The organism is Cohnella zeiphila, from assembly GCF_014212055.1.
GTDB lineage: Bacteria > Bacillota > Bacilli > Paenibacillales > Paenibacillaceae > Cohnella > Cohnella zeiphila.
In genome coordinates, this window is record NZ_JACJVO010000053.1 from 1 (window position 1) to 23,064 (window position 23,064).

The following is a 23,064-nucleotide window of genomic DNA, read 5'->3' on the forward strand; positions in this document are numbered from 1 at the left end:
ACCGAGGAAGAGTGGAACACCGTCACGACGGCGATGGACCGCGTGAACGAGGCCGTATACCGGTTCGCGACCCGGGCGGTTATGGGGCTGGCGAACGCGGGGGACGACGAGGAGTGGAACCGCTATTTGCAATCGCTCGACCAGGCCGGGCTGCAGGACGTACTGGCCATCTACCGCCAATATTGGGGCGAGCAGGGGTCTTGAGGGGGACAAAGGGGACGGTCGAGAGTCGGAGGGGGCGGGGGCGGAAGCAGTCGGTTTTTCTCAAGTATGCGGTCTCTTATTTGGTCATCCTGTTCATTCCGATTATTATCGGGTCCAACCAATATTATAAGACGGAGCGCGTTCTGGTCGACGATGCCGCCGAGCTGAACCTGCAAATTCTCCGCATGAGCCAAGAGACGGTGGACCGGCTGTTCCTGGAGGTAAGCGACGTCGTGTCGGCCATCTCCGTCGACAACGACGTGCTGGGCCAGCTTCAGAACACGAACTCTCCGCCGACGCCGAACCAAATTTACAGCTACTCCTTGCTTCGCAACAGCTTGAACCGCTACATTTTCACGAACAAATACTTCTTCGACATCTTCCTGACGTTCGGCAACAGCGGTACGGTCGTCACGTCCAAGACGACGTTCGATCTGTCGGACGACACGATCCGAATCGACGGCCGCCCGTTTGGCGAATGGGTCGACGACGTCTCGCAGCGCAGCAACCAGAAGCAATATTACAACGTGAACGAAGCGACGATCGGGTCGCAGACCTATAAGCTCATCGCCTACGTCAGCCCGCTGCCGAACGGCTTCCAGGGCAAGGTGCAGGGATCGATCGTCGTCTTTATCGATCAGAGGGACATTACCGGCCTGTTCGAGCGGCTGGTCGTCAAGAACGGAGGGTTCGCGTATATCCGCGATCCCCACGATCGGATCATCGCCGCCACTTCGCCCGAGGAGGCGCAAATCCGGCTTCCGCGGACGGACGAGTTATCGGGCACGTTCTTCCAGACGGTCGACGGCCGATCGATGCTCGTCTCGTATTCGCGCTCCGATCAGAACGGATGGACGTACATCGCCGCGCTTCCGTCCAACGAGGTGCTGGCCAAAGCGGAGTATATGAGGCGCGCGATCATCGTCATCGCGCTCGTTACGCTGGTGCTCGGAGGGATCGCCGCCCTGCTGTTCGCTTATCGGAACAGCAAGCCGATCTCGGAGCTGATGGAGTCGGTGGCGGATTTCGCCAAGGGAGAGCGGGAGAACGGGAAACGAGTCAACGTCTACCGCATCCTCCAGAACGCCGTGACGGATATTATCGATCATAACCGGATGTTGAACCGGCGCATGGAGCAGCAGCTCCCGATGCTGCAGCTGTCCGTGCTGGAGAAGATGCTGCAGGGAAGCTACCGGACGGAGGAGCAGATTCGCGCCGCCATGAGCCAGGCGCGGATCGAGCTGCGCGGCGACCGGTGCTTCGCGATCGCAATGGCGGCGTACAAGGAAGGCATTCCGTACGGCGACTATTCCGCGGATCCGGCGGTGCAGGAGTTCGTGCTGCGGCAGATTCGCGCCCGGATGGAAGGCGCCGATTACGTCGTTTGCATGAACGGCAGCCGGGCCGACGTGATCGTCACGCTGGGCGGCGACGGCGCGGACGCCGAGCGGCAGCGGGAAGAGCTGCGGCGCCGGTGGGAGGAGCAGCCGGACGACGCCGGGACGGAGGCGGACGGAATGCGGCTGGCCGTCGGCGTCGGAAGGCTGGAGGAGCGGCTGACCGGCCTTCACCGTTCCCGCGACGAAGCGCGGCAGGCGCTGGACTACTACGTGCCGGGCGATCCGCGCCGCGCCATCTGGTACGAAGATTTGCCGCAGGATTCCGGTTATTATTACTATCCGCTCGAATTGGAACTGAAGCTGATGAACACGGTGAAGAGCGGGGACCCGGACAGCTTGGATTCGCTGCTGCGGCTGATCCAGGAGGAGAATTGGAACCGGCGCCAGCTTGGAGCGGCGACGAAGAAACAGCTGCTCACGGAGGTGCACGGCACGCTCCGCAAGCTTCTGGAGCAGGTGGAGTTCGCCAAAGGGAACGGAGAGCTGAGCGACCGGCTCTCCGGGCTCGACCCGGCGGAGAGCGAGCCGGGCTGGGAAGCGCTGGAGGAAGCGCTGCGGGCGGTGTGCGGTCAGATGGACCAAGGCAAGAAGCAGAAGTCCAACAAGAAGACGGCGCAGGCCGTCCTGGAGCGGGTGCATGCCCGGTTCGCCGATCCGAACCTCAGCCTCGCGTCGCTGGCGGCGGAATTCAAGCTGTCCGAGAGTTTTCTCTCGATGCTGTTCAAGGAGCATGCCGGCGACAACTTTTCCGACTACGTCGAGAAGCTGCGGATGGATCAGGCATGCGTCCTGCTCAAGGAGACGGGCAAGAACGTAAACGATATCGCGCTCGAGGTCGGCTACAACAGCGACAAGACGTTCCGGCGGGCGTTCAAACGGGTGATGGGTGTTCAACCGACCTCATACCGCGATTCGCTCAAAGCGTAAAATCAAGCTTGGGCCTTCTTGCCGATCTTCCCGAGCGAGCGATCCGGAAGCGTCAATCCGAGGAGAATCGCCCCCACGACGATGCAGAACCAAGCCAAACGGTGCAAGCCCGCCGTCGTCGCGCCTGTTTGGAGAAACAAGCCGTTGGCGGCGGAGGCCAGCATCGCCCCCATATAAGCAAAGGTACGGAGCAGTCCGGACGAAGCCCCGATCTGTTCCGGCAGCGCTTGATGATAGAGCGCGTTCTGGTTCGCCAGGTTGAGCAATCCCTGAGGAACGCCCATGAGAATCCCGATTCCGACCAGCAGATAGATCGGACTGTCGTCCTTGGTCGCAAGCAGCAGCACGGTCACCGCAAGCAGAACCAGACTGCCGACCGCCAGCTTGGAGCGGACCGCCGGATTTTTGCCCGTCGCGCCGGAGACGGCGAGCCCCGCCCCGAACATCGGCAGCAGCAGAAGTCCCGAGGCGGAGGGAGACAAGCCCCGGCCTTCTTCCAGCCATTGCGTAAAGCCGTAAAGGAAGCTGTACGTCACGACCGCCGCAAGCAAGTTCCGGGCGTACGTCAGGAGCAAAGGGGCATTGCCGCCCAGGACCCGAACATCGATAAATGGCTGCCGGGTCTGCAGCTCCCTCCGAACGAACAGCGCGCCGAACACGACGGCAACGCCTACGAAATAAAGCGTACGGAGATGGGGATTCATCAAGAAAAGCAAGGCTGCCAGCAGCGTGACCGCGAAATAGACCATTCCCGCAAAATCGAGGGACGGCGTCCTTTCGCCGCGGTCCCGGCGCCGAGCTTTGGGGAAGCGCAAGGACCCAAGGACGATACAGGCGACGGACAAGGGAATATTGATCAAGAAAGAACTCTGCCAGCCGCCCCATTCGATGAGCAGCCCGCCCAGCGTCGGCCCGATCACCGCGACGGTCTGATTGGCGACCGCCAAGACGGTCAGGACCCCGGCCGGGCTTTCCTGGCCCGTTCGCTCGGCTTCCCTGCGGATCAGGTACATGGACGCGGGATAGCCGGCGCACGTTCCGAAGCCGAGAAGAACCCGCGCGCCCACCATCCACCAGAGATTCGGAGCGAACACGGCGAGCACTCCGGACAGCCCCACCATGGAAGTGGCGATCAGGAACAGCAATCTCGGGCCGTACAGATCGATCAGCTTCCCGACCACGGGCTGCCCGATGGCGGTGGCCAGGTATAGCGCGGAGACGAGCCAGGCGGTCTGGGAGGGCAAGGCGTGAAATGCGGCGCCGATCGGAATGAGCGCGATCGAGATGATGGAGGAATTGATCGGATTGAGGATCGAACCGAGTACCATGGGCGCGATCAATTTGCGGTTAAATCCGTCCTTCGCCATAAGCATTCTTCTTTCCACTAGATAAATAGTATTAAACTATTTTTTATAGTTTAACCGACCCTAATGATACACCTCGCCAGCCGAATTGTAAACTATTTTATATAGTGATAAGCTATTTGTAGAAATTTATGAGAGGTGCGGCTATGACTCAAAAACGGAATTTGACCAAGGAGAAAATCGTGAACGCCGCCTTGGAGCTGGCCAACGAGATCGGCGTCCGGGAACTGACATTTCCCAAGCTTGCGGAAAAACTGGGGATCAAATATCCCTCTTTATATAATCACTACCCTAACGTGGAGGAATTGCGCGCCGATATGGCCGCACGGCTGTTCGGGCTTCTGAACGAAGAGGTCGGCCGATCCCTGATCGGCAAGACGAAGGGGGCGGCCGTTACTGTCTATGCGACCGCTTATCGGAAACTGGCGCTGACCTACCGCGGATCTTACGAGCTGCTAAATTCCATCCCCAGAACAAACAATGAGCCGCTGATCGAGGAATCCTCCATTCACGGAACGATGCTCAAACAGATTCTGGAGAGCTTCGAGCTCGACCGGACTGCCCTGATTAACAGAAGCCGGTTCCTCCGAAGCGCGATTCACGGCTTTATCTCCCTCCAGATGCTCGGTTTTTTGCAGGCGGAGCGGGAAGTTACGACCGAAGAAAGTTTTCAGAACATGATCGCCGACTTCATCTCCTTGTGCGAAGGTTGATCGGCCGAGCCTCAGGAAGTCGGCTGCGCCCCGCGAGGGGCGTTTTATTTGTAATAAAGAAAGTATAAAAGCTTCCCAAGAGGCTATTACAGTCCCATGGCGGGCTGAATGGATGCCGATAGCCGAAAAAATCGGCTAACGCGGCCTCTAGGCAGACCAAATGGATAGCGATAGCCGAAAAAATCGGCTAACGGGGCGTCGGGGCAGACCAAACGGATGTCGGTAGCCGAAAAATCGGCTAACGTGGCCTTTAGCAGGCCGACTCTCCGTTATGCGTTCAGCCCGCTGCCCGATACGGATACGGCCAGCATCTTCGTGTTCTTCCATGGCCCCGCAAAGTACCTAAGAAAGCCTCGAAGCAAGCCCCACTTGGGGCTATTTTGTTAATAATGAAGGTATCAGTTTCGACTTTTGGGTTGAGGGAAGCGAACCTCTTCCCAAACGGATCTTTTCTCGCTGAGTACCGTGATGGTTACGGTCGCTTCGTTCCTTCGTTTCCTCCTCTTGCTTCGAAATCCCTCTCGCTCGGGAGAGACCGGTTTCATTCCACCCGCCTTGGGCCCAGAGCCAGGATTCCCCTATAGAATCGGACAAAATCACCTATAAAGCATGTTAAAGCGCTTCCAAAAGAAATGGGCGGTGCTGAACGATTGTTCCTTCCCGTCGCCGGACGGCAGTCGAAAGAGCGGCGGCGGCAAATCGCCGATCCATTGGCGCGCCCGGGTTCGGCGGCTTTTCCGCGGGGAAGTGCGTGGCCTCTGATGAACTGTTCCTTTACGGTCGGAAAGCGGTTCCGCTAACGTAGGGGGCGTGAAGCGTTTCCAAAAATCCCGAGGCAAGGGCTGGTGATCGCAAACCTATGAGTATCGGCAGCAACACAACCGTCGCCGCGGCCGCCCGGACCGCCCGGACGAGGTCGGGCGAAGGCCTATGGCGCAAGGCGAAGAGACAGAAGACGCTCCTTCTCCTGCTCCTTCCGGGCGTGCTCTACTTTTTGATTTTCTCCTATTTGCCGATGTACGGAATTTTGGTCGCCTTCAAGGACTTCCATCTGCAGGCGGGCCAGAACTTCCTGACGAGCATCCTGACCGCGCCTTGGGCGGGGCGGCTCGGACTGGACCACTTCGCCGACTTCGTGAACGGACCGTACTTCCTCCAATTGCTGCGGAATACGTTCCTGCTCGGCCTGTATTCGATCGTGTTCGGCTTTCCGGCGCCCATCCTGTTCGCGCTGCTGCTTAACGAGCTCCGCAACCGGCATTACAAAAGCTTCGTGCAAACGGTCAGCTACCTGCCGTACTTCCTGTCGGTCGTCGCGATCGTCGGCATCATGAAGCTGATGCTGGCGCCCGACACCGGGGCGGTCAACCTGCTCCTTACGAAGCTCGGGTTGGAGCAGATTTACTTCTTCGGCCTGCCGCAATGGTTCCGGACGCTGTTCGTCGGCTCCGGCATCTGGAAGGACCTCGGCATGGGCGCCGTCATCTACTTAGCCGCGCTGTCGAAGGTGGACGCGGAGCAGTACGAATCGGCCGTGCTCGACGGGGCTTCCCGGCTGCGGCAGATCTGGCACATCACGCTTCCCGCGATCAAGCCGGTCATCGTCATCACGCTCATCCTGAGCTTGTCCGGGGTGCTGCACGTCGGCGCCGAGAAAGTACTGCTCATGTACTCGCCGCTCACCTACGACACGGCGGACGTCTTCTCGACTTATGTTTACCGGCAAGGCCTCGTCAACATGGATTTCAGCTTCGGGGCCGCCGTCGACCTGTTCAATTCGGTCATCAACGTCATCTTCCTCGTCGCTTCCAACCGCCTGGCCCGGAAGCTGTCGGGAGAGAGCCTGTGGTAAGCGGGCCGGAAAGGAGCGACAAACCATGGTAAAAGACACGACGTTCGGTTCGCGGGCGCTGGATACGGTCGTTCATGTCGTGATGGTGCTGGTCATCATCGTAACGCTGTTTCCCGTGCTTCATATCGTGGCCGTCTCGTTCAGCGATCCGCAGAGCATCGCCGAAGGGAAGGCGTCCCTGCTGCCGAGCGGCTTCAATCTGAGCGCGTACCGGACCATTCTGTTCGAGGACGTCCACATTCCCCGTTCCTTCCTCAATTCGATCTGCATCACCGCCGCGGGAACGGTTCTGAACGTGATCATTACGACGCTCGTCGCGTATGCGCTGTCGAAAAAGGATTTGCTGTTCCGCGGCTTTTTCATGACATACATCGTCATTCCGATGTTTTTCGGCGGAGGCATGATCCCGCTGTTCCTGGTCGTCAAATCGCTCGGCATGATCAATTCGTATGCGTCGCTCATCGTGCCGTACCTGATCAGCCCCTGGTGGCTTATCATCATGATCTCGTTCTTTCGGACGTTTCCGCAAGAGCTGGAGGAAGCGGCCAAGTGCGACGGCTGCAACGACTTCGGTACGCTGATCCGGGTCGTGCTGCCGCTGTCGATGGCTTCGGTGGCGACGATCGGCTTGTTTTACGCGGTTTCGTATTGGAACGCGTTTTTTCCGGCGCTTATGTACCTCAACGATTTCAGCAAATATCCGCTGCAGCTCATCCTGCGCGACATCGTGCTGCAGAACTCGCTGGCCGACCAGCTCGCCTCCCAGGGCAATGCGGAGCTTGCCCGCGATCTGCAGTCCAGCATCACGCCCCAGAGCGTCCAGTACGCCACCCTCGTCATCTCTATCGTGCCGATGGTCGTCGTGTATCCGTTTATCCAGAAATATTTCGTCAAAGGCATCATGATCGGTTCTTTGAAAGGGTAACCGCGGCCCATCGAGAGGAGGGGTGCCATGGCTTCGTGATCGTTCCGCATCTGGGAGATTCGAACGAAAAGGGTAGTCGAACGGCTTCACCAAACGAATCCGGGGAAGAGAGGCGAACGAAAGAGATGAGAAACAGCAAATGGATGACCGCCGGCGCCGCCGGCCTGGCCGTGGCCGCGGTTCTGTCGGCGTGCAGCGGCGGCGCGAAATCGAATGGAAGCGCGTCCGGGAACGGAGGGAGCAGTCCGAGCGGGAGCGCGGCGGCATCCTCGAGCGCGTCGCCGGACGCGGAGAAGACGATCAGCCTGAAGGTCGTCAGCCAGACGAAGTACGCGCCGAATTCGGTGCCGAACGAGTACACGAAGCGTACCCAAGAGAAATTCAACATGAAGTGGGACTACCAGGCGATCCCGCTGTCGGCGGGCATGGACAAATACAACGTCATGTTCGCGTCCGGCGACTACCCGGACTTCATTCCGAACATGAACCAGTGGAACGCGGTGCGCAAATGGGCGGCCGCCGGCTACCTGCTGCCGATCGGCGACTACTTCGACAAGCTGCCGAACTACCGCAAGCTGTATACCGACGACCAGTGGAAAATGCTTCAGGACTTCACCAGCGTGAACGGCAAGGTATATATGCTCCCGTTCATCACGACGACGTACGATCCGCAGACGTGGCTGTACCGCAAGGACTTGTTCGATAAAGCGGGCATTGCGGAGTTCCCGAAGACGACGGACGAGCTGACGGACGCGCTGCAGAAGCTGAAGGCGGCGGATCCGAACTTTATCGGCATCGGCGTGCGCGGCGGGTCGGGCAATACCGGCGTCAAAAACTTGCTGATCAGCTTCTCCAACACGTTCCGCGTTCCGCCGGATTTCAGCGGTTCGACCGGCTGGACCAGCTTCTGGCACGATCCGGACTATGACAACAAGCTCGTTTTCGCTCCGGCTACGGACAAACAGCGGGCAATGCTGGAATACCTCGCGAAGCTGTACAAAGCGGGCCTCGTCCAGAAAGACTTCGCGACGTCGACGGAAGACCAGTTCAACCAGAACCGTCAGAACGGCAAAGACGCCCTCGATTTTCAATGGGTGAGCCAGATCGTCAGCCTCGAGAAGCAGAACGAGGGCGCCGACTGGGATTATGCCAAAGGGTTCGTCTCCGATGCCGGGATCGGCAAAAATCCGCTCATGTTCAAAGGCCCGGACTTCGCCCTCTATGGGTCGATTTTCAGCAACAAGCTGGCCGACCAGCCGGATAAGCTGGACCGCCTGCTGAAGTACATCGACTGGGCTTCGACGCCGGAAGGTACGCTGTTCAACCAGATGGGCGTGGAAGGGCTGACGTACGAGATGAAGGACGGCCTGCCGGTCTACAAGGACGATCTGGATCGGAAAAAAGTGCTTGAACAGTACGGCTTCGACTATTACATCACGAAAAACGACGACGCCCTCAAGACGGACCCGACGTATGCGATCGACCAGGAAGCGGCCCCGATCTTCAAGGCGATCGATACCGTGCTGGCGGAGAACGCGCCGATGTCCGACGAGGATACGGATACGGTCAATACCGTTATGACCGGCGTCTGGAACGAAGTGTATCAATTCGCGACGAAGGCGATCATGGGCGTCGTCGACGTGAACGACGACAAGGTATGGCAGGGTTACTTGTCCGACCTGAACAAGGTCGGTCTCGACAAGGCGATGGCCATCTATCAAAAAGCGATGCCGTAAATGCCGCGTCGGGAAAGCCGGGCATCCGTCCGCAAGCGGGGGATGCCCGGATCGCGCGGACAGAGAAGGGAGGCGGCCATTCGTTGAACGAGCGGGAAGGGAAGGCGGCGGACCCGTTCGCCGAGATCGCGCTGCGCGAGCATCCGATCGCCAAGGAAGGGCTGGTTGCTTCGGCGACGCCGGCCTTCGGGAAAAGGCTGCTCGCTCCCGGTAGCGCAGCGGCGGTACAACCGGAAGAGCCGGATTACGAGACGCAGCTTGGCCGGTTCCGGCAAGAGCTTGAGCGGCTGCGGGAAGCGTACCGGCCTTATCTGCGGCAGCTGTCCCCTGCGAAGGAACCGGTCCGCCGGCGGCTGGACATCCGCGAATTCGACTTCCGCTACCGCGCCGAGGCGGACCGGAATTTCGCCGGCGTGCTGGCGGGCGAAGGGGAATGGGAGCGCGTGACGGTGCCCGACTTCCGCGGCCCGACCAAGGAACGGGGGCGCTGGACCGGTTATTACCGGACGCGCTTCCGCTGGCCGCGGCCGGCGGAGGGCCGGCGCGTCTACCTGGTGTTCAAAGGCGTCGACTACCATGCCGCCGTTTACGTGAACGGGCGGTGCGCAGGCTCGCACGAAGGGTTCTTCGCGCCGTTCGAATTCGACGTCACCGAAGCGCTGCAGCAAGACAACGCGCTCGTCGTGGAAGTGCGGAACGATTACCCGATGATGGGCGTCGCCGGAACGCGGCTGGACGGGGACAAGATGTATGCGGCCACCGGACCCGGCTGGGACGAGCCGGTGCACGGCTGGCATCATTGCCCGCCGGGAGCGGGCATCTACAACGACGTCTATGTGGAAGAGCGGGCGGAACTGTTCGCGGACGACGTATTCGTCCGGCCGCAGCCGGAGGCCGGCGGTTTCGAGGCGTGGATCGACGCGGTTAACGCCGCCGACGGCCTGATCGAGAACGCGGAGCTGCGGCTCGACGTGTACGCCGACAATTTCGAGGGGCCGGGCCTTGCGGACATTCGTTTTCCGATCGCTTATGCCGGGCCCGGCATGAACAATTACCGCTACCGCATCGAATTTCCCGGCTTCCGGCTTTGGGAACCGGACCGCCCGCATCTGTACCGGCTGCGCGCTCGCCTGTTCGCGCCGGACGGCCGGCAGCTGGACGCGAAGGATCGCGTCTTCGGCATGCGCTCGTTCCGCATGGACGAAGAGAGCGAGCCCAAGGGCGGCCTGATTCTGAACGGCAGGCCGATCGTGCTGCGCGGGGCGAACGAGATGGGCCATCTTCAGCAGTGCGTCATGAAGGGCGACGATGCGCAGCTGATCGACGACATCCTGATCGCGAAGCTGGCGAACTTGAACTTCTATCGGCTGACGCAGCGGCCGGTGCAGGAGAAGATCTACGACTTCCTGGACCGGCTCGGCATGCTGAACCAGTGCGACCTGCCGGCATTCGGCTACGTCCGGCGCAGCCGCTTCGCCGAGGCGGTGCGCCAGACGGCGGAGATGGAGCGTCTCGTTCGCGGGCACCCGAGCGTCGTGCTCGTGTCGCTCATCAACGAGCCGTCTCGCCCGGCCAAGCGGAACAAGGGGCATCGGCACTTGTTCCGCGACGAGCTGGAGGCGTTCTTCGCCGCCGCCCGCAAGGCGATCTACATCGAGAATCCGGATCGCGTCGTCAAGAACGCCGACGGCGACTACGATCCGCCGACGGCCGAGGGGATGTCGGATTTTCACTGCTACACGATGTGGTACACGAACCACATGATCCCGTTCGGACGGCTGTACGAGGGCGAGCTGCCGCCGCTCAAAGCCGGGTGGAAGACCGGCTGCGGCGAATACGGCTCGGAAGGGCTGGATCGCCTGGAACTGATGCGGGACCGGTATCCCCGGGAGTGGCTGCCCGCGTCGGACGACGAGGAGTGGATGCCGAATGCGATCGCCGACTCGCAGACGTATGCGCTGCACGGCGACTGGTATCCGGAGCGGAACCGGATTCGCGATTGGATCGAGGCGAGCCAGCAGTATCAGGCGCTGGTGACGAAGCGGATGACCGACGCGCTCCGGCTGCGGGCGGATCTCGTCGTGCAGAGCGCCGTCCACCTGCTCATCGACGCTTGGCCGTCAGGCTGGATGAAGGCGCTCGTCGGCGTCGACCGCGTGCCGAAGCCGGCCTATTTCGCCTACCGGGAGGCGCTTGAACCGCTGCGCGTTTATCTGCGCGGCGACAGGTGGACCGCCTACTCGGGCGAGCGGATCATGGTCGAGGTCTGGCTGCTGAACGACCGGCCGGACGGTTTTCGAGGCGGCAAAGTGCTCGTGACGTTGCGGGATGAGACGGCGGATTACGGTTCGTGGGCTGCGGAAGGCGAGGTAGGCGGCACGAGCTCCGCCTATATAGGCACGGCGGTACTGGAGCTTCCGCCTGTATCGGACCGCAAGACGCTGTTCGCCGACGCCAATCTGCTGGACGAAGCGGGGCGCCTCGTCCATGCGGAGCGGTTCCGCGTGGAGGCGTTCGCGCGGGATCGGAAGGAAGCGATCGTTCCAACCGAAGCGGTTGTGGGGAAAGAGGCGGCGCGTGGAGCGCCGGTCCAAGGGGACGCAGGAATGCGGGAAGCAGCCGCACGAGTCGTCTACCTGGGCGAATCGGCACGACGGGCGGTCGAAGCGCTCGGACTTGCCGGAACGCCGCTTACGCCGGGGGATCGCTTCGCCGAACGGGCAGCGGTCCTTGGTACGACGGCAGCGGCGCTTGGCCGCTTGGTACCCGTGGACCGATTCGCCGATTGGGACGCGATCGTTGAACCGTCGGCAGAGGCGCACCGCCGCTCCGTACCGGAGGACGGCTCTGGCGAACGGGACGCGATCGTCGTGTCATCCGCTGCCGCCTTCCGTCGGTGCGAGCTGCTTGTTCGGGAGCGCGTGGAAGCGGGAGCGTGCGTCATCTTTTTGCAGGAAGAGGACGGCGGCGAGGCTTGGGCGTTCGGCGGCGCGACCATGCGGCCGGAGCCGGCGAAAGGGCTGTTCTTCTTGGCCCGAAACGCTGCCGACTCGCGGCTGCGGGATACGGCCGAGACGGATTTCTCCTTCTTCTACAACCGGCTGGAAGACCGGATCGACCCGCTTGCGGGCGTAGGGTGGAGCGCGGACGGGGCCGAGCTGGCGCCGCTGCTGTATACGTACGCCAAGCCGGCGCATGGCGGCGAACCGCGGCCGGTCGGAAAGCGGCAACTGCCGGTCGTAGCGTCTCTGCCGTACGGACGCGGCGAAGCGTTGTTCGTCGGGCTGCTGCTCGACGGCCGCCTCGGTTGCAATCCGGCGCTGGACCGCCTGATGCGAGCCTTGATCTTCTCTGGAGTCGAAGCTTGAGGAAGACGGGGAGCAAGATGAGCTGAGGGGCAAGAAGAGCAAGAAGAGCAGGGAGAGCAAGATGAGTAAGAAGCGCAGTAGAGCAAGATGAGCATGAGACTGCGAGACTGCGAGACTGCGAGACTGCGAGGCTGGGCGGCTTGGCGGGCCCCGATCGGGTTCCGGATTCTAACGAAACTGAGCAGCGCTATTTGGGCAAAATCGCGGGTTTGAAAATCGTAACGAAACGAGGAGCCCTTATTTAGCTGGATTCTACTGCGCTCCCGACTATTTCGGGCCAATAAGGTTGCTCCCTTTCGTTAGAAATGAAAACCCCCTTCTTTTCGCCAAATAAGAGCTCTCAGGTTCGTTAGCGGCGGCCGCAAGTGAGAATTCAACAAACGAGTGGAGGAGAGACACCATGCTGCTGAACCCGGAAGATTATTTGCCGCGGCTATCCCCCGAGGTGGACGCGGCCAAGTACGGCATCGGCCTGATCGGCTGCGGGGGCATCGCGAACCAGGCGCATCTGCCGGCTTACCGCAAGATGGGCTTGTCCGTCGTCGCCTGCTGCGACGTGAACGCGGAGGCGGCGCGGCGGACGGCCGAGAAGTTCGGCATTCCGTTCTGGACGACGGATGTCGGCGAGCTGCTGGCGCGGGAGGACGTGCGCATCGTCGATATGGCGCTTCACCCGCCCGCGCGGCTGCCCGTTCTGCGGCAGATTGCCCAAGCGCCGCGGCCGGTATTGTGCCAGAAGCCGCTGGCGCTGACCTTGGCGGAAGCGCGGGAGCTTGGCGGCGCCGCGGCGAGCGCGGGCATCCGGCTCGGCGTCAACCAGCAAGCCCGCTGGGCGCCGGCGCATCGGGCGATGCAGCTCTTGCTGGAGCGGGAAACGATCGGGGAGGTGTACGGGATCCAGCACCTCATGCGTTCGTTCCAGGACCAGGCGGACATGTGGTGGGTGAACGTGCCGAACTTCAACATCGCCGACCATGGCGTTCACTATCTCGATTTGTGCCGCTTTTTCGCCCGAACGGCCCGCCCGGAAGCGGAGTGGACGCGGCTTCACTGTACGACGGCGCAGCTGCCGGACCAGAATGCGGTCGACCCGCTCGTCTATTCGGCCAATGTCGAGTTTGGACCGGTTGGGGGACGAAGCCCGCTTATGGCGTCGCTGCAGTTCAACAACATCGTGCGGGCGAGCCGCGGCCATTCGTACACGTGGTGGATCGACGGCGCGAAGGGGAGCATGTGGGGCAACCACAAAGAACTGTACGTAACGCTCGCCTCGTCCCCGTCCGTCGTTCACGACATCCAGCTGAAAGGATCTTGGTTCCCGGACGGCTTTGCCGGCTCCATGTGCGATTTCATCGCGGCCGTCGACCGGGGCGAGGAGCCGCCGGTGACGCCGGAGGACAACTACCGAACGGTAGCGATGACGACGGCGATGGTGCTGTCCAGCCGGGAAGGCCGGGTCGTCGGACGCGCCGAGCTGATGGGAGAGGCGGGATGACGGGGCGGCTGGCCGGCAAGGTGGCGGTCGTCACCGGAGCGGCGTCCGGCATCGGCCGGGCGATCGCGCTCCGCTTCGCGGCCGAGGGTGCCGCCGTCGTCGCGAACGACATCGCCGAAGGCGGGCGGGAGCTGGAGGCGGAGATCGCGGCAAACGGCGGCACGGCGTGGTTCTGCCGCGCCGATCTGCGCCGGAAGGCGGAGGCGGCCGAGCTGATGCGCTCGGCGGGCGAGCGGTTCGGCGCGCTGCACATTCTCGTCAACAACGCGGGGGTGTCCGGCGGCAGATCGGTCGTCGAGGCGGACGACGGAGACTGGGAGCGGATCATGGACCTTAATCTGCGCGGCGCGTGGTATTGCAGCAAATACGCGATTCCGCTCATGATGGCGAGCGGCGGCGGGAGCGTCGTCAACATCGCCTCCACGCACGCGTTCCGGACGCAGATCAACCATTTTCCGTATCACTCGTCCAAAGCCGGGATGATCGCAATGGCGGCGGGCATCTGCGTCGACTTCGGCGCGAAGGGCATCCGGGCGAACAGCATCTGCCCGGGCTTCGTCGAGACGCCGCTGGCGGAAGCGCATCTGCGGCAGTTCCCGGACCGCGAGCGGAAGGTGGCGGCGATGCTGGCTTCGCATCCGCTCGGCCGGTTCGGCACGCCGGACGACGTGGCCGCGGCCGCCGTTTTTCTGGCGTCCGACGAAGCGTCCTACATTTCCGGCACGACGCTGATCGTGGACGGAGGAAGGTCGGCTTTTCAAAAGGCGGATTAGCTGCGATAAGGAGGGCACGAACTTGATCGACCGGTTCAAACAGGCCGTCGCCGGCATCAACGCGATTCCGGTCACGCCGTTCGACGAACGGGGCGGCATCGATTACGAGGCGTTCGGGGAGACGCTCGACTTCCTCATCCGCTCGGGCATGGAAACGGTCTATCCGTGCGGCAATACGGGCGAGTTCTATGCCTTGACGCTTGATGAGGCCAAAGCGGTCGTTTCGTTCGCGGTCCGGCATGCGGCGGGCCGGGCGAAGGTGGTGGCCGGCATCGGCTACGACGAGCGCACGGCCGCCGAGCTGGCGCGGCACGCCGAGGCGGAGGGCGCGGACGGCGTCATGGTGCACCAGCCGGTGCATCCGTTCATGACGGACCGCGGCTTGGTCGCCTACTATCGATCTGTCGCTCGATCCGTTTCGCTGCCGCTCGTCCTTTACGTCCGCAGCGAGTCGGCGACGGCAGAGGCGCTGCGGGAGGCGGCCGCAGAGCCGAATATCGCTGCCGTGAAGTACGCCGTCAACGATCTGCCCGCCTTCGCGAAGGCGGTGCGGCTGATCGGCGACCGGTTCGCGTGGATTTGCGGCACGGCCGAGAAGTGGGCGCCGTTTTTTTTCGCGGCGGGGGCCGTCGGGTTCACGTCCGGCCTGGTTAACGTCGACGGCGGGCGGTCCGTACGAATGCTGGAGGCGCTAAGGGAGGGCCGCTTCGGCGATGCAATGGCGATATGGGAGGATGTTCGCCCCTTCGAGGAGCTGCGCGAAGCGCGCCGCAGCGGCAACAACGTCAGCGTCGTCAAGGAAGCGATGGCGCAGCTGGGCCGCTCGAACGGCGTCGTCCGCCCGCCGATCGCCCCGCTGCTGGCGGAGGAGAAGGCGCAGGTGCGGGACATTTTGAGGCGCTGGGGCTTGTTAGCATGAAATCGGGAGGTGGCCGGACGATGGACAGCGGTTTGAACTATATCGGAGGGGCTTGGGTCGGATCGGAAAACGACGACTGGTCGGTGAACGTCAATCCCGCTCGCCCCGGGCACGAACTCGGGCGCGTCGCGCGCTCGACGGCCGGCGACGTTCGCCGAGCTTTGGAGGCCGCGGACACGGCGTTCCCGGCCTGGAAGGAGCTGCCGGGCGCGCAGCGGGGCGCGTTCCTGCGAAAAGCGGCCGATCTGATGGAGCAGAGGGCCGAACGGATCGCGCGGACTATGACGGAGGAGATGGGCAAGACGCTGCCGGAATCGCGGGGCGAGGTTCAGCGCGGAGCCGCCATCCTGCGCTATTACGCCGGCGAAGGGGAGCGGGCGAGCGGCGAGGTCATTCCCGCGCAGGACGGGAAGTCGCTGCTGTATACGAAACGGATTCCGCTGGGCGCGGTCGGGCTCGTCACGCCGTGGAATTTTCCGGTGGCGATTCCGCTCTGGAAGCTCGCCCCGGCGCTCGCCTACGGCAACACGGCGGTGCTGAAGCCGGCTAGCAACGCGTCGCTCACCGCCTGCGCGATTGTGGAAGCGCTGGCCGACGCGGGGCTGCCCGGCGGCGTCGTCAATCTCGTGCACGGCTCGGGAGCCGTCGTCGGCGACGCGCTGCTGGCGGACCCGCGCACCCGCGGCGTCAGCTTCACCGGCTCGAACGCGGTCGGCCGCGAGATCGCCGTCAAGGCGGCGCAGCGCGGCATCAAAGCGCAGCTGGAGATGGGCGGCAAGAACGCCGTTATCGTCATGGAGGACGCGGACCTCGCCAAAGCGGCCGATCTGGTCGTCTCCGGAGCGATGAAGAGCACCGGACAGAAATGCACCGCCACGAGCAAGGCGATCGTCATGAAGCCGGTCGCGGAGCGCTTCACCGCCTTGCTGCTGGAACGAATAAGGGCAATCCGGCCGGGCGACGGCCTGGAGCCGGACACGTACTTCGGGCCGGCGGCCACGAGCGCGCAGCAGCAGTCCGTATTGGAGCACATTCGCACCGGCCTGAGCGAAGGCGCGAAGCTGCTGGCCGGCAGCCCCGAGGCGCCGCCCGGCGAGGGCTATTACGTGGAGCCGGCGCTGTTCGCCGGAGTAACGCCGGACATGGCGCTGGCGCGGGAAGAAATCTTCGGGCCGGTGCTGGCCGTGATGGAAGCGGACGATCTCGACCAGGCGATCCGCTGGGCCAACGAGACGGAGTACGGCCTCAGCGCGGCGATTTTTACGAACAGCCTGGCGCATGCGATGAAGTTCGTGGATCGCGTGGAGGCCGGCATGATCAAGGTGAACGCGGAGACGGCGGGGGTCGAGTACCAGGCGCCGTTCGGCGGGCTGAAGCGGTCCAGCTCGCATTCGCGCGAGCAGGGGCGGGCCGCGATGGACTTTTTTACCCATATTCAGACCGTCTCGATATCGCTCCAGCAGGAGGCTAACCGATGAAAATTACCGATGTGAAGCTGGACGTCGTCAGCATCCCGCGCCATACCGGCTTCGTCTGCCAGCACGCGATCGTGCGCATTTTGACGGACGACGGCGTGACGGGCATCGGCGAAATGTCCGATTTCTCGCATCTGCCGAAATATTCGATCGACGTCCGCGATTTGGAGGAGACGCTGAAGGCGCAGCTGGCCGGGCGCAATCCGTTCGATCTCATCGCCCTGAACCGCGAGCTGGGAGAACTGTACCCGGAGACGATGTATTACTACGAAAAGGGAACGTTTATCCGATGCGGCGTCGACATCGCGCTGCATGACCTCGCGGGCAAGGCGCTCGGCGTCAATGTAAGCGAGCTGCTCGGCGGCCGGGTGCGCGACAAGCTCAAAGTGTGCTACCCGATCTTCCGCTCGCGCACGACGGAAGAGGCGAAGGCCAACGTCGACGTCGTTCGCCGCCGCTTCGCGCAAGGGTTCGACGCGTTCCGGCTGTACGCCGGCGTTAACCCGGAGGCGGACGAGGCGTTCCTCGACGCCGTGCGGCGGGAGTTCGGCAGCCGGGTGACGATCAAGTCGCTCGACTTCAGCCACCTGCTCGACTGGAAATCGGCGCTGCGCGCGGCCAAGCGCCTAATGCCCTACGGCGTGCAATTGATCGAGAGCCCGGCGGAGCGCAACGATTTTGAAGGCTTGCGCCAGTTCCGCACGGCGGTGGATCTTCCGGTGAGCGAGCACGTCTGGAGCTTCCGCCAGCTGCACGAGATGATTCGCGCGGACTCCGCGGATATTTTCAACATCGCGCTCATCTTCATCGGCGGCTTCGGCGCGGCGCGGAAGGCGGCGGCCGCCGCCGAAGTGGCCGGCAAAGGCGTGCTGATCGGCACGACGCAGGAGCTGTCGCTCGGGACGGCGGCGCAGGCGCTGTTCGGCGCGGGGCTGACGAACCTGGCGGCCATTTCGGACCCGACCGGGCCCGAGCTCTACGTCGACGACGTGACGGCGGAACCGGTTCGCTACGAGAACGGCTATTTGCTCGTCCCGGACGCCGCCCTGCCGGGGATCGGCATGGAGATCGACTGGGACAAGGTGGAGCGGCTGCGCGTGCCGGGCTTCTCGTGGGGCGCGCAGAAGGTGGCGAACTTGCAGGACCGGACCGTAACGACGGGAGGGGAGCGGCCATGACGGAGGCTCAAGGAGCGCGCGCCGATTGGTTTACGCACGATCGCTTCGGACTTTTCATTCATTGGGGGCTGTACTCGCTCGGCGCGCGGCACGAGTGGATGCGGTCGCGGGAGTTTCTGAGCAACGAGCAGTACGACAAATATTTTCGCCGGTTCGATCCGGATCTGTACGATCCCGATGCGTGGGCGCAGGCGGCGGCGGACGCGGGCATGAAATATTTCGTCGTCACGACGAAGCATCACGAGGGCTTCTGCCTGTGGGACTCGCAGCTGACGGAATACAAGGCGCCTAATACGCCCGCAGGCCGCGATCTGCTCCGCCCGATGGTTGATGCGTTCCGGTCGCGGGGACTGCGGGCTGGCCTGTACTATTCGCTGCTGGATTGGCATCACCCGCATTACACCGTCGACGTCAAGCATCCGATGCGCTACGACAAGGAGTATGCGGCGCGGGATCGGGAGCGCGACTTCAAGCGCTATGCCGACTACATGCTCGGACAGACGAGAGAGCTGTTGACCGGATACGGGGACATCGACGTGATGTTCTTCGACTTCTCCATCCCCCCGGAGGAAGGGTTCGCCGGCAAGGGCAAGGACGACTGGCAGAGCGAGAAGCTGGCGAGGCTCATCCGCGAGCTGCAGCCGAACGTGCTGCTCAACGACCGCCTGGGCATTCCGGGCGATATCACGACGCCGGAGCAGTATGTGCCGAAGGAATGGGTGCGGGTGAACGGCCGGCCGGTCGTCTGGGAGGCGTGCCATACGTTCAGCGGTTCGTGGGGCTACTACCGGGACGAGGAATCGTGGAAAAGCGTCGACCAGCTCGTCAAAATGCTGATCGAGAGCGTGAGCAAGGGCGGCAACCTGCTGCTCAACGTCGGCCCGACCGGCCGGGGCGAGTTCGACGAGCGGGCGCTCGAGCGGCTGCGCGGCATCGGCGGGTGGATGAAGCGGCACAGCCGTTCCATCTACGGCTGCACGGCGGCGCCGGACGGGGTGACGGCGCCGGCCGACTGCCGGTACACGTACAATCCGGAGAAGAACCGGCTGTACCTGCACCTGTTCAGCTGGCCGTACAAGCAGGTTCACCTCCCGGGGCTGGCGGGCAGGCTCGAATACGCGCAGCTGCTGAACGACGCTTCCGAGATTCGGTGGAAGGAAGGGGCGAGAGGCAGCACGATGGCGGAGGGAGCGTTCAGCGAAGGCCGCGATGCGGAGACGGTCACGCTGGAGCTGCCGGTCAAAAAGCCGAACGCCGTCGTTCCGGTCGTCGAGCTGTTTTTGAAGCCGGGAGCTTGTTGAGAATTGGCAGAATAAGTGCCGAAAAGCAATAACTCTGGGCTGCTGCTCGGACGAGAAGAAGAGCTTGCGTGTCAAATATATAGCGGGAATCGAAGGCGGCACTACCGATAAGGCGGTGGACGAGCGCTCGTTCGTCCCTCATTTCATATAGAGAGGATGAAAACCATGCAGCGAGTTTTGCCCGAGCTGGGCGCGATGAGTTACGTGTACGCCGGCCGCTCCGCCCGGGAGATGGCGGCGGCCCTGCAGGCGCACGGCTTGACGTGCGTGCAGGTCGATCCGCGGCAGGCGGAGCTGATGGAGGGCGAGCCGTTCGGGGAGCGGCGGGCGCGCGCGATTCGCGAAGCGTTGGCGGAGCGGGGCGTCCGGGTGGCGGGCCTGTCCGGCTACGTCAACCTGCTAGACCCGGATCCGGCCAAGCGGGAGGCGAACGTCGCGATGCTGGAGCGGATGATCGAGCTGGCCGAAGCGTTCGGCACGCCGTACGTCCTGACGGAGACGGGGAGCCTTCATCCGGCCAACTCGTGGCGTCCCCATCCAGATAACGATTCGGAAGATGCCTGGAAGGCGCTGCTCTCGATCGCCGAACGGCTGCGGGTGAAGGCGGCGCGGCACGGAGCGGTTCTGCTGCTGGAAGGTTTCGTCTATAACGTGCTGAGTACGCCCGAGCGGGCGGAGGCGGTCGTGCGCGAGCTTGGAACCGAGGGGCTCGGCTTGGTGATGGACCCTTTCAACTATATGACGGAAAAGGATCTGGAGCCGGACCGGCAGCAGAAAGCGCTTGACGATCTGTTCCGCAGACTTGCCCCCTATTGCCCGATCGCCCACGCGAAAGACGCCGTTTACGCCGAACGGGGCTTCAAGACGCCGCGGGCCGGAACGGGCGCGATGAAATGGGAGCTGGCGGCGTCCGCGTTCGTGCGCCATATGCCGGACGCTCCGCTCCTTCTGGAGCACCTGCAGCCAGACGAGGTCGAAGAGACATTGAGGTTCGTCCGGCGGCAAATCGGGGGCGTTGCCGAAGTCCCTGTAGAGCGTGCGATCCGATGAAAGCGGTGGAAATCCGGCCGAAATACGACATCGCATGGCCGCTGGAGACGAAGCATTGCCATCACGGCATGCCGCTGTCCAACGGCGTGTTGGGGGCGTTGATCTGGTTCGACGACGAGCGGACGGTCCGGCTGACGATCAACCGGGCGGATTACTGGGACCACCGGGGCGGGACGATCTGGACCGAGGCCTGCAATTACGCCAATTTGAAGGAACTTCTTCAAAACGGCGATTTTGAGGGAGCGCGCAGCCTGTTCCCGTCCACCGTTCTGAACGGCAAGGAAAAGCGGCCGACCCGGCTCGCGTTGGGCCGCGTCGACTTGACGCTTGCGGCCGGCGCTCGGATCGAAGCGGCCGCGCTTCATCTTCGGGAGGGCGAAGCTTCGATCCGATGCCTCGTCAATGGTGAGGTGCAGACGATCCGTCTAACCGTCGCGCACGAGGCGCCGGTGCTTCTCATTTCGGCGAACGCCATTCTCATCGAAGAGGTCCGCTGCCGGCCCGCCGACCAGTTCGAGCAGGTGAAGGCGTACAATGGCCTGTTCGGCATTCCGCCTCATCGGCCGATCGAACGCCCGGATGTCAGCGGCTGGGTGCAGGAGCTGCCGGAGGACCCGGCGTGCGCGGTACTGGCCGGGCGATCGGGCGGGGGCGTCTGCGCTTCGGCCTTGGCAAACGGCGGAGATGCCTTCTTCACGGCTGAGCTTGGCAGCCGGGCGGACAACGAAGACGCCTGTATAGGTACGGCAAACGGCTGTAACATCCGGATCGCGGTCGAATTCGGCCGTTCGGCGGACGAGGCGATTCGGGCGGCGGAGCGGCACCTGGAGCGGCTGAAGCCGCTAAACTACGGCGAGGCCGCAGCCGATACGCGCGACCATTGGCGGCGTTTATGGCGCAAGGCGGCGGACATCGAACTGCCGGACCCGGACATCGCCGAGATGTATTACCTCGGCATTTACCGCATGCTCGGCAATTCGATGCCGGGGCGCATCGCGCCGACGCTGCAGGGGCCGTGGGCGGAGGAATATCGCCACCCTCCCTGGGGCAGCGATTACCACTTCAACATCAACGTCCAGGAGTGTCTCTGGCCGGCCTGCGCCGCCAACCTGCCGGAGAGCATGGAGCCGCTGCTTGCGATGATCGCCCGCTGGAAGCCGAAGCTGGCGGAGAACGCCCGGCGGTTCGCCGGCATCTCCGACGGCTACATGCTCGGCCACTCCGTCACGGATCGCGGCGACCCGGTCGGCGGCATGTGGACCGGCACGATCGACCAGGCGAACACGTCGTGGGTGGCGCAGCTGATGTGGCAGTACGCGAGTTATACGGGCGACGAGCGGTACCTCCGCGACGAGGCGTATCCGTTCATGCGGGGAGCGCTCAACACGTTTCGCGCCATGATGGAGGAGGACGGCGACGCTTACGCGCTGCTGGTCTCCGTCTCGCCGGAATACGGGGGCTCGGGGCCGGAGGCGCTCGGGCGCAATTCGACGTTTTTTCTCGTCAACGTGCACTTCCTCTGCGAAAAGCTGCCGGAGCTGACGGAGCGATTCGGGCCGGATCCGGAATACGCGGCCGTCGTGCGGGACATCAGCCGGAGGCTGCCGCCCTATACGGCAGGTCCGCGCCAGTTTCAGGAGTTCGGCCGCAAGCCGGGGTTGGAGCTCTGCCTCTGGGAGGGGCAGCCGCTGGCCGAATCCCACCGCCATCATTCGCACCTGGCCGGGATCTATCCGTTCGACACGCTCGATCAAGAGGATCCCGGGCAGCGGGAGCTCATCGAGAACTCGTACCGGAGCTGGGTCGACAAGGGCATGGGCCGCTGGGCGGGCTGGTCGATGCCGTGGGCGTCCATTCTGCACAACCGGCTGGGCCGGCCGGATATGGCGCTCCTGACGCTTCGCTTGCTCAAGGACGCGTTCATGATGCCGGGCGGCGCAACCCGGCATAACGCGAGCTATGACGGCTTCTGCCAGTTTACCGGCGGGGAGACGATGCAGGCCGAAGCCTCGATCGCCGCCGCCGCCGCTGTGCTGGAAATGTTCGTGCAATGCGTGCGCGGAACGGTTCGCGTTTTCGCGGGCGTCGCTCCGCGGTTCCGGGACGCGTCGTTCTCCGGCATCCGTACGGAGGGCGCATTTCTGCTCTCCGGCGTCAAAGCCGGAGGGGCGGTCCGATCGGTTACGGTGTTCGGCGAGCGGGACGGGACGCTGCGGCTGGCCAACCCGTTCGCCGGCCGGACGGCGGAGATTCGCCGGGATGAACGCGAGACCGCGATCGCGGAGGAGGCGGTCATCGTGCTGCGGCTGCGCGCCGGGGAGACCGCCGTGCTGACGGAAGCGGCCGGGAGCCGCGAAGGAACGATATCAACCGAGGGGGACTGA

General features: G+C 63.3%; 16 protein-coding genes. 15 read left to right on the forward strand and 1 reads right to left on the reverse strand.

The window, feature by feature from the left end; genetic code table 11:
- Together H7C18_RS32815 and H7C18_RS32820 are read left to right on the forward strand one after the other, a co-directional pair.
- Positions 1-204, forward strand: a 204-nt coding sequence (locus H7C18_RS32815) for a hypothetical protein (RefSeq protein ID WP_185133359.1), incomplete at its 5' end; no start/stop codon positions are given.
- Complete coding sequence (locus tag H7C18_RS32820) at positions 201-2,531, forward strand: helix-turn-helix domain-containing protein (protein ID WP_185133360.1); 2,331 nt, start codon at positions 201-203, stop codon at positions 2,529-2,531. The genes H7C18_RS32815 and H7C18_RS32820, both read left to right, overlap by 4 nt.
- Before the next feature lie 2 nt (positions 2,532-2,533).
- Here the strand turns inward: H7C18_RS32820 and H7C18_RS32825 are convergent, their stop codons facing one another.
- Positions 2,534-3,898, reverse strand: coding sequence for an MFS transporter (locus H7C18_RS32825; protein ID WP_238358121.1), 1,365 nt, complete (start codon positions 3,896-3,898; stop codon positions 2,534-2,536).
- Positions 3,899-4,041: 143 nt separating this feature from the next.
- Between H7C18_RS32825 and H7C18_RS32830 the strand changes: the two genes are divergently transcribed.
- The 13 genes from H7C18_RS32830 to H7C18_RS32890 all read left to right on the forward strand — a co-directional run bounded on the left by H7C18_RS32830 (position 4,042) and on the right by H7C18_RS32890 (position 23,064).
- Positions 4,042-4,608, forward strand: coding sequence for a TetR/AcrR family transcriptional regulator (locus tag H7C18_RS32830; RefSeq protein WP_185133361.1), 567 nt, complete (start codon positions 4,042-4,044; stop codon positions 4,606-4,608).
- An 859-nt stretch (positions 4,609-5,467) separates the two neighbouring features.
- On the forward strand, positions 5,468-6,460 hold the full coding sequence (locus H7C18_RS32835) for an ABC transporter permease (protein ID WP_185133362.1): 993 nt from the start codon (positions 5,468-5,470) through the stop codon (positions 6,458-6,460).
- 25 nt (positions 6,461-6,485) lie between these two features.
- A complete protein-coding gene (locus tag H7C18_RS32840) occupies positions 6,486-7,385 on the forward strand; it encodes a carbohydrate ABC transporter permease (RefSeq protein WP_185133363.1) in 900 nt (299 codons plus the stop codon).
- Positions 7,386-7,510: 125 nt separating this feature from the next.
- The gene (locus tag H7C18_RS32845; protein ID WP_185133364.1) at positions 7,511-9,121 is read left to right on the forward strand and encodes an extracellular solute-binding protein; all 1,611 of its coding nucleotides are present in this window, start codon (positions 7,511-7,513) and stop codon (positions 9,119-9,121) included.
- Between the two features lie 83 nt (positions 9,122-9,204).
- Entirely contained in the window at positions 9,205-12,489 is a 3,285-nt protein-coding gene (locus tag H7C18_RS32850; RefSeq protein ID WP_238358122.1) for a glycosyl hydrolase 2 galactose-binding domain-containing protein, read from the forward strand.
- A gap of 400 nt (positions 12,490-12,889) precedes the next feature.
- Complete coding sequence (locus H7C18_RS32855; RefSeq protein WP_185133366.1) at positions 12,890-13,984, forward strand: Gfo/Idh/MocA family protein; 1,095 nt, start codon at positions 12,890-12,892, stop codon at positions 13,982-13,984.
- On the forward strand, positions 13,981-14,757 hold the full coding sequence (locus H7C18_RS32860) for an SDR family NAD(P)-dependent oxidoreductase (protein WP_185133367.1): 777 nt from the start codon (positions 13,981-13,983) through the stop codon (positions 14,755-14,757). Before H7C18_RS32855 ends, H7C18_RS32860 begins: the two co-directional genes overlap by 4 nt.
- Positions 14,758-14,779: 22 nt before the next feature.
- Entirely contained in the window at positions 14,780-15,676 is an 897-nt protein-coding gene (locus H7C18_RS32865; RefSeq protein ID WP_185133368.1) for a dihydrodipicolinate synthase family protein, read from the forward strand.
- Positions 15,677-15,696: 20 nt separating this feature from the next.
- On the forward strand, positions 15,697-17,154 hold the full coding sequence (locus H7C18_RS32870; RefSeq protein WP_238358123.1) for an aldehyde dehydrogenase family protein: 1,458 nt from the start codon (positions 15,697-15,699) through the stop codon (positions 17,152-17,154).
- Complete coding sequence (locus H7C18_RS32875; RefSeq protein ID WP_185133370.1) at positions 17,151-18,329, forward strand: mandelate racemase/muconate lactonizing enzyme family protein; 1,179 nt, start codon at positions 17,151-17,153, stop codon at positions 18,327-18,329. Before H7C18_RS32870 ends, H7C18_RS32875 begins: the two co-directional genes overlap by 4 nt.
- The gene (locus H7C18_RS32880) at positions 18,326-19,630 is read left to right on the forward strand and encodes an alpha-L-fucosidase (protein WP_185133371.1); all 1,305 of its coding nucleotides are present in this window, start codon (positions 18,326-18,328) and stop codon (positions 19,628-19,630) included. Before H7C18_RS32875 ends, H7C18_RS32880 begins: the two co-directional genes overlap by 4 nt.
- A gap of 165 nt (positions 19,631-19,795) precedes the next feature.
- Complete coding sequence (locus H7C18_RS32885) at positions 19,796-20,680, forward strand: sugar phosphate isomerase/epimerase family protein (protein ID WP_238358124.1); 885 nt, start codon at positions 19,796-19,798, stop codon at positions 20,678-20,680.
- Positions 20,677-23,064 (forward strand): glycosyl hydrolase family 95 catalytic domain-containing protein, encoded by a 2,388-nt coding sequence (locus H7C18_RS32890; RefSeq protein ID WP_185133372.1) that lies wholly within the window; start codon positions 20,677-20,679, stop codon positions 23,062-23,064. The genes H7C18_RS32885 and H7C18_RS32890 overlap by 4 nt, the downstream gene beginning before the upstream one ends.

Bases quoted from the DNA above. Each gene is read 5' to 3' on its own strand.
- H7C18_RS32825 (WP_238358121.1), bottom strand. From the start codon at position 3,898: ATGGCGAAGGACGGATTTAACCGCAAATTGATCGCGCCCATGGTACTC.
- H7C18_RS32830 (WP_185133361.1), top strand. From the start codon at position 4,042: ATGACTCAAAAACGGAATTTGACCAAGGAGAAAATCGTGAACGCCGCC.
- H7C18_RS32835 (WP_185133362.1), top strand. From the start codon at position 5,468: ATGAGTATCGGCAGCAACACAACCGTCGCCGCGGCCGCCCGGACCGCC.
- H7C18_RS32840 (WP_185133363.1), top strand. From the start codon at position 6,486: ATGGTAAAAGACACGACGTTCGGTTCGCGGGCGCTGGATACGGTCGTT.
- H7C18_RS32845 (WP_185133364.1), top strand. From the start codon at position 7,511: ATGAGAAACAGCAAATGGATGACCGCCGGCGCCGCCGGCCTGGCCGTG.
- H7C18_RS32855 (WP_185133366.1), top strand. From the start codon at position 12,890: ATGCTGCTGAACCCGGAAGATTATTTGCCGCGGCTATCCCCCGAGGTG.
- H7C18_RS32860 (WP_185133367.1), top strand. From the start codon at position 13,981: ATGACGGGGCGGCTGGCCGGCAAGGTGGCGGTCGTCACCGGAGCGGCG.
- H7C18_RS32870 (WP_238358123.1), top strand. From the start codon at position 15,697: ATGGACAGCGGTTTGAACTATATCGGAGGGGCTTGGGTCGGATCGGAA.
- H7C18_RS32875 (WP_185133370.1), top strand. From the start codon at position 17,151: ATGAAAATTACCGATGTGAAGCTGGACGTCGTCAGCATCCCGCGCCAT.
- H7C18_RS32880 (WP_185133371.1), top strand. From the start codon at position 18,326: ATGACGGAGGCTCAAGGAGCGCGCGCCGATTGGTTTACGCACGATCGC.
- H7C18_RS32885 (WP_238358124.1), top strand. From the start codon at position 19,796: ATGCAGCGAGTTTTGCCCGAGCTGGGCGCGATGAGTTACGTGTACGCC.
- H7C18_RS32890 (WP_185133372.1), top strand. From the start codon at position 20,677: ATGAAAGCGGTGGAAATCCGGCCGAAATACGACATCGCATGGCCGCTG.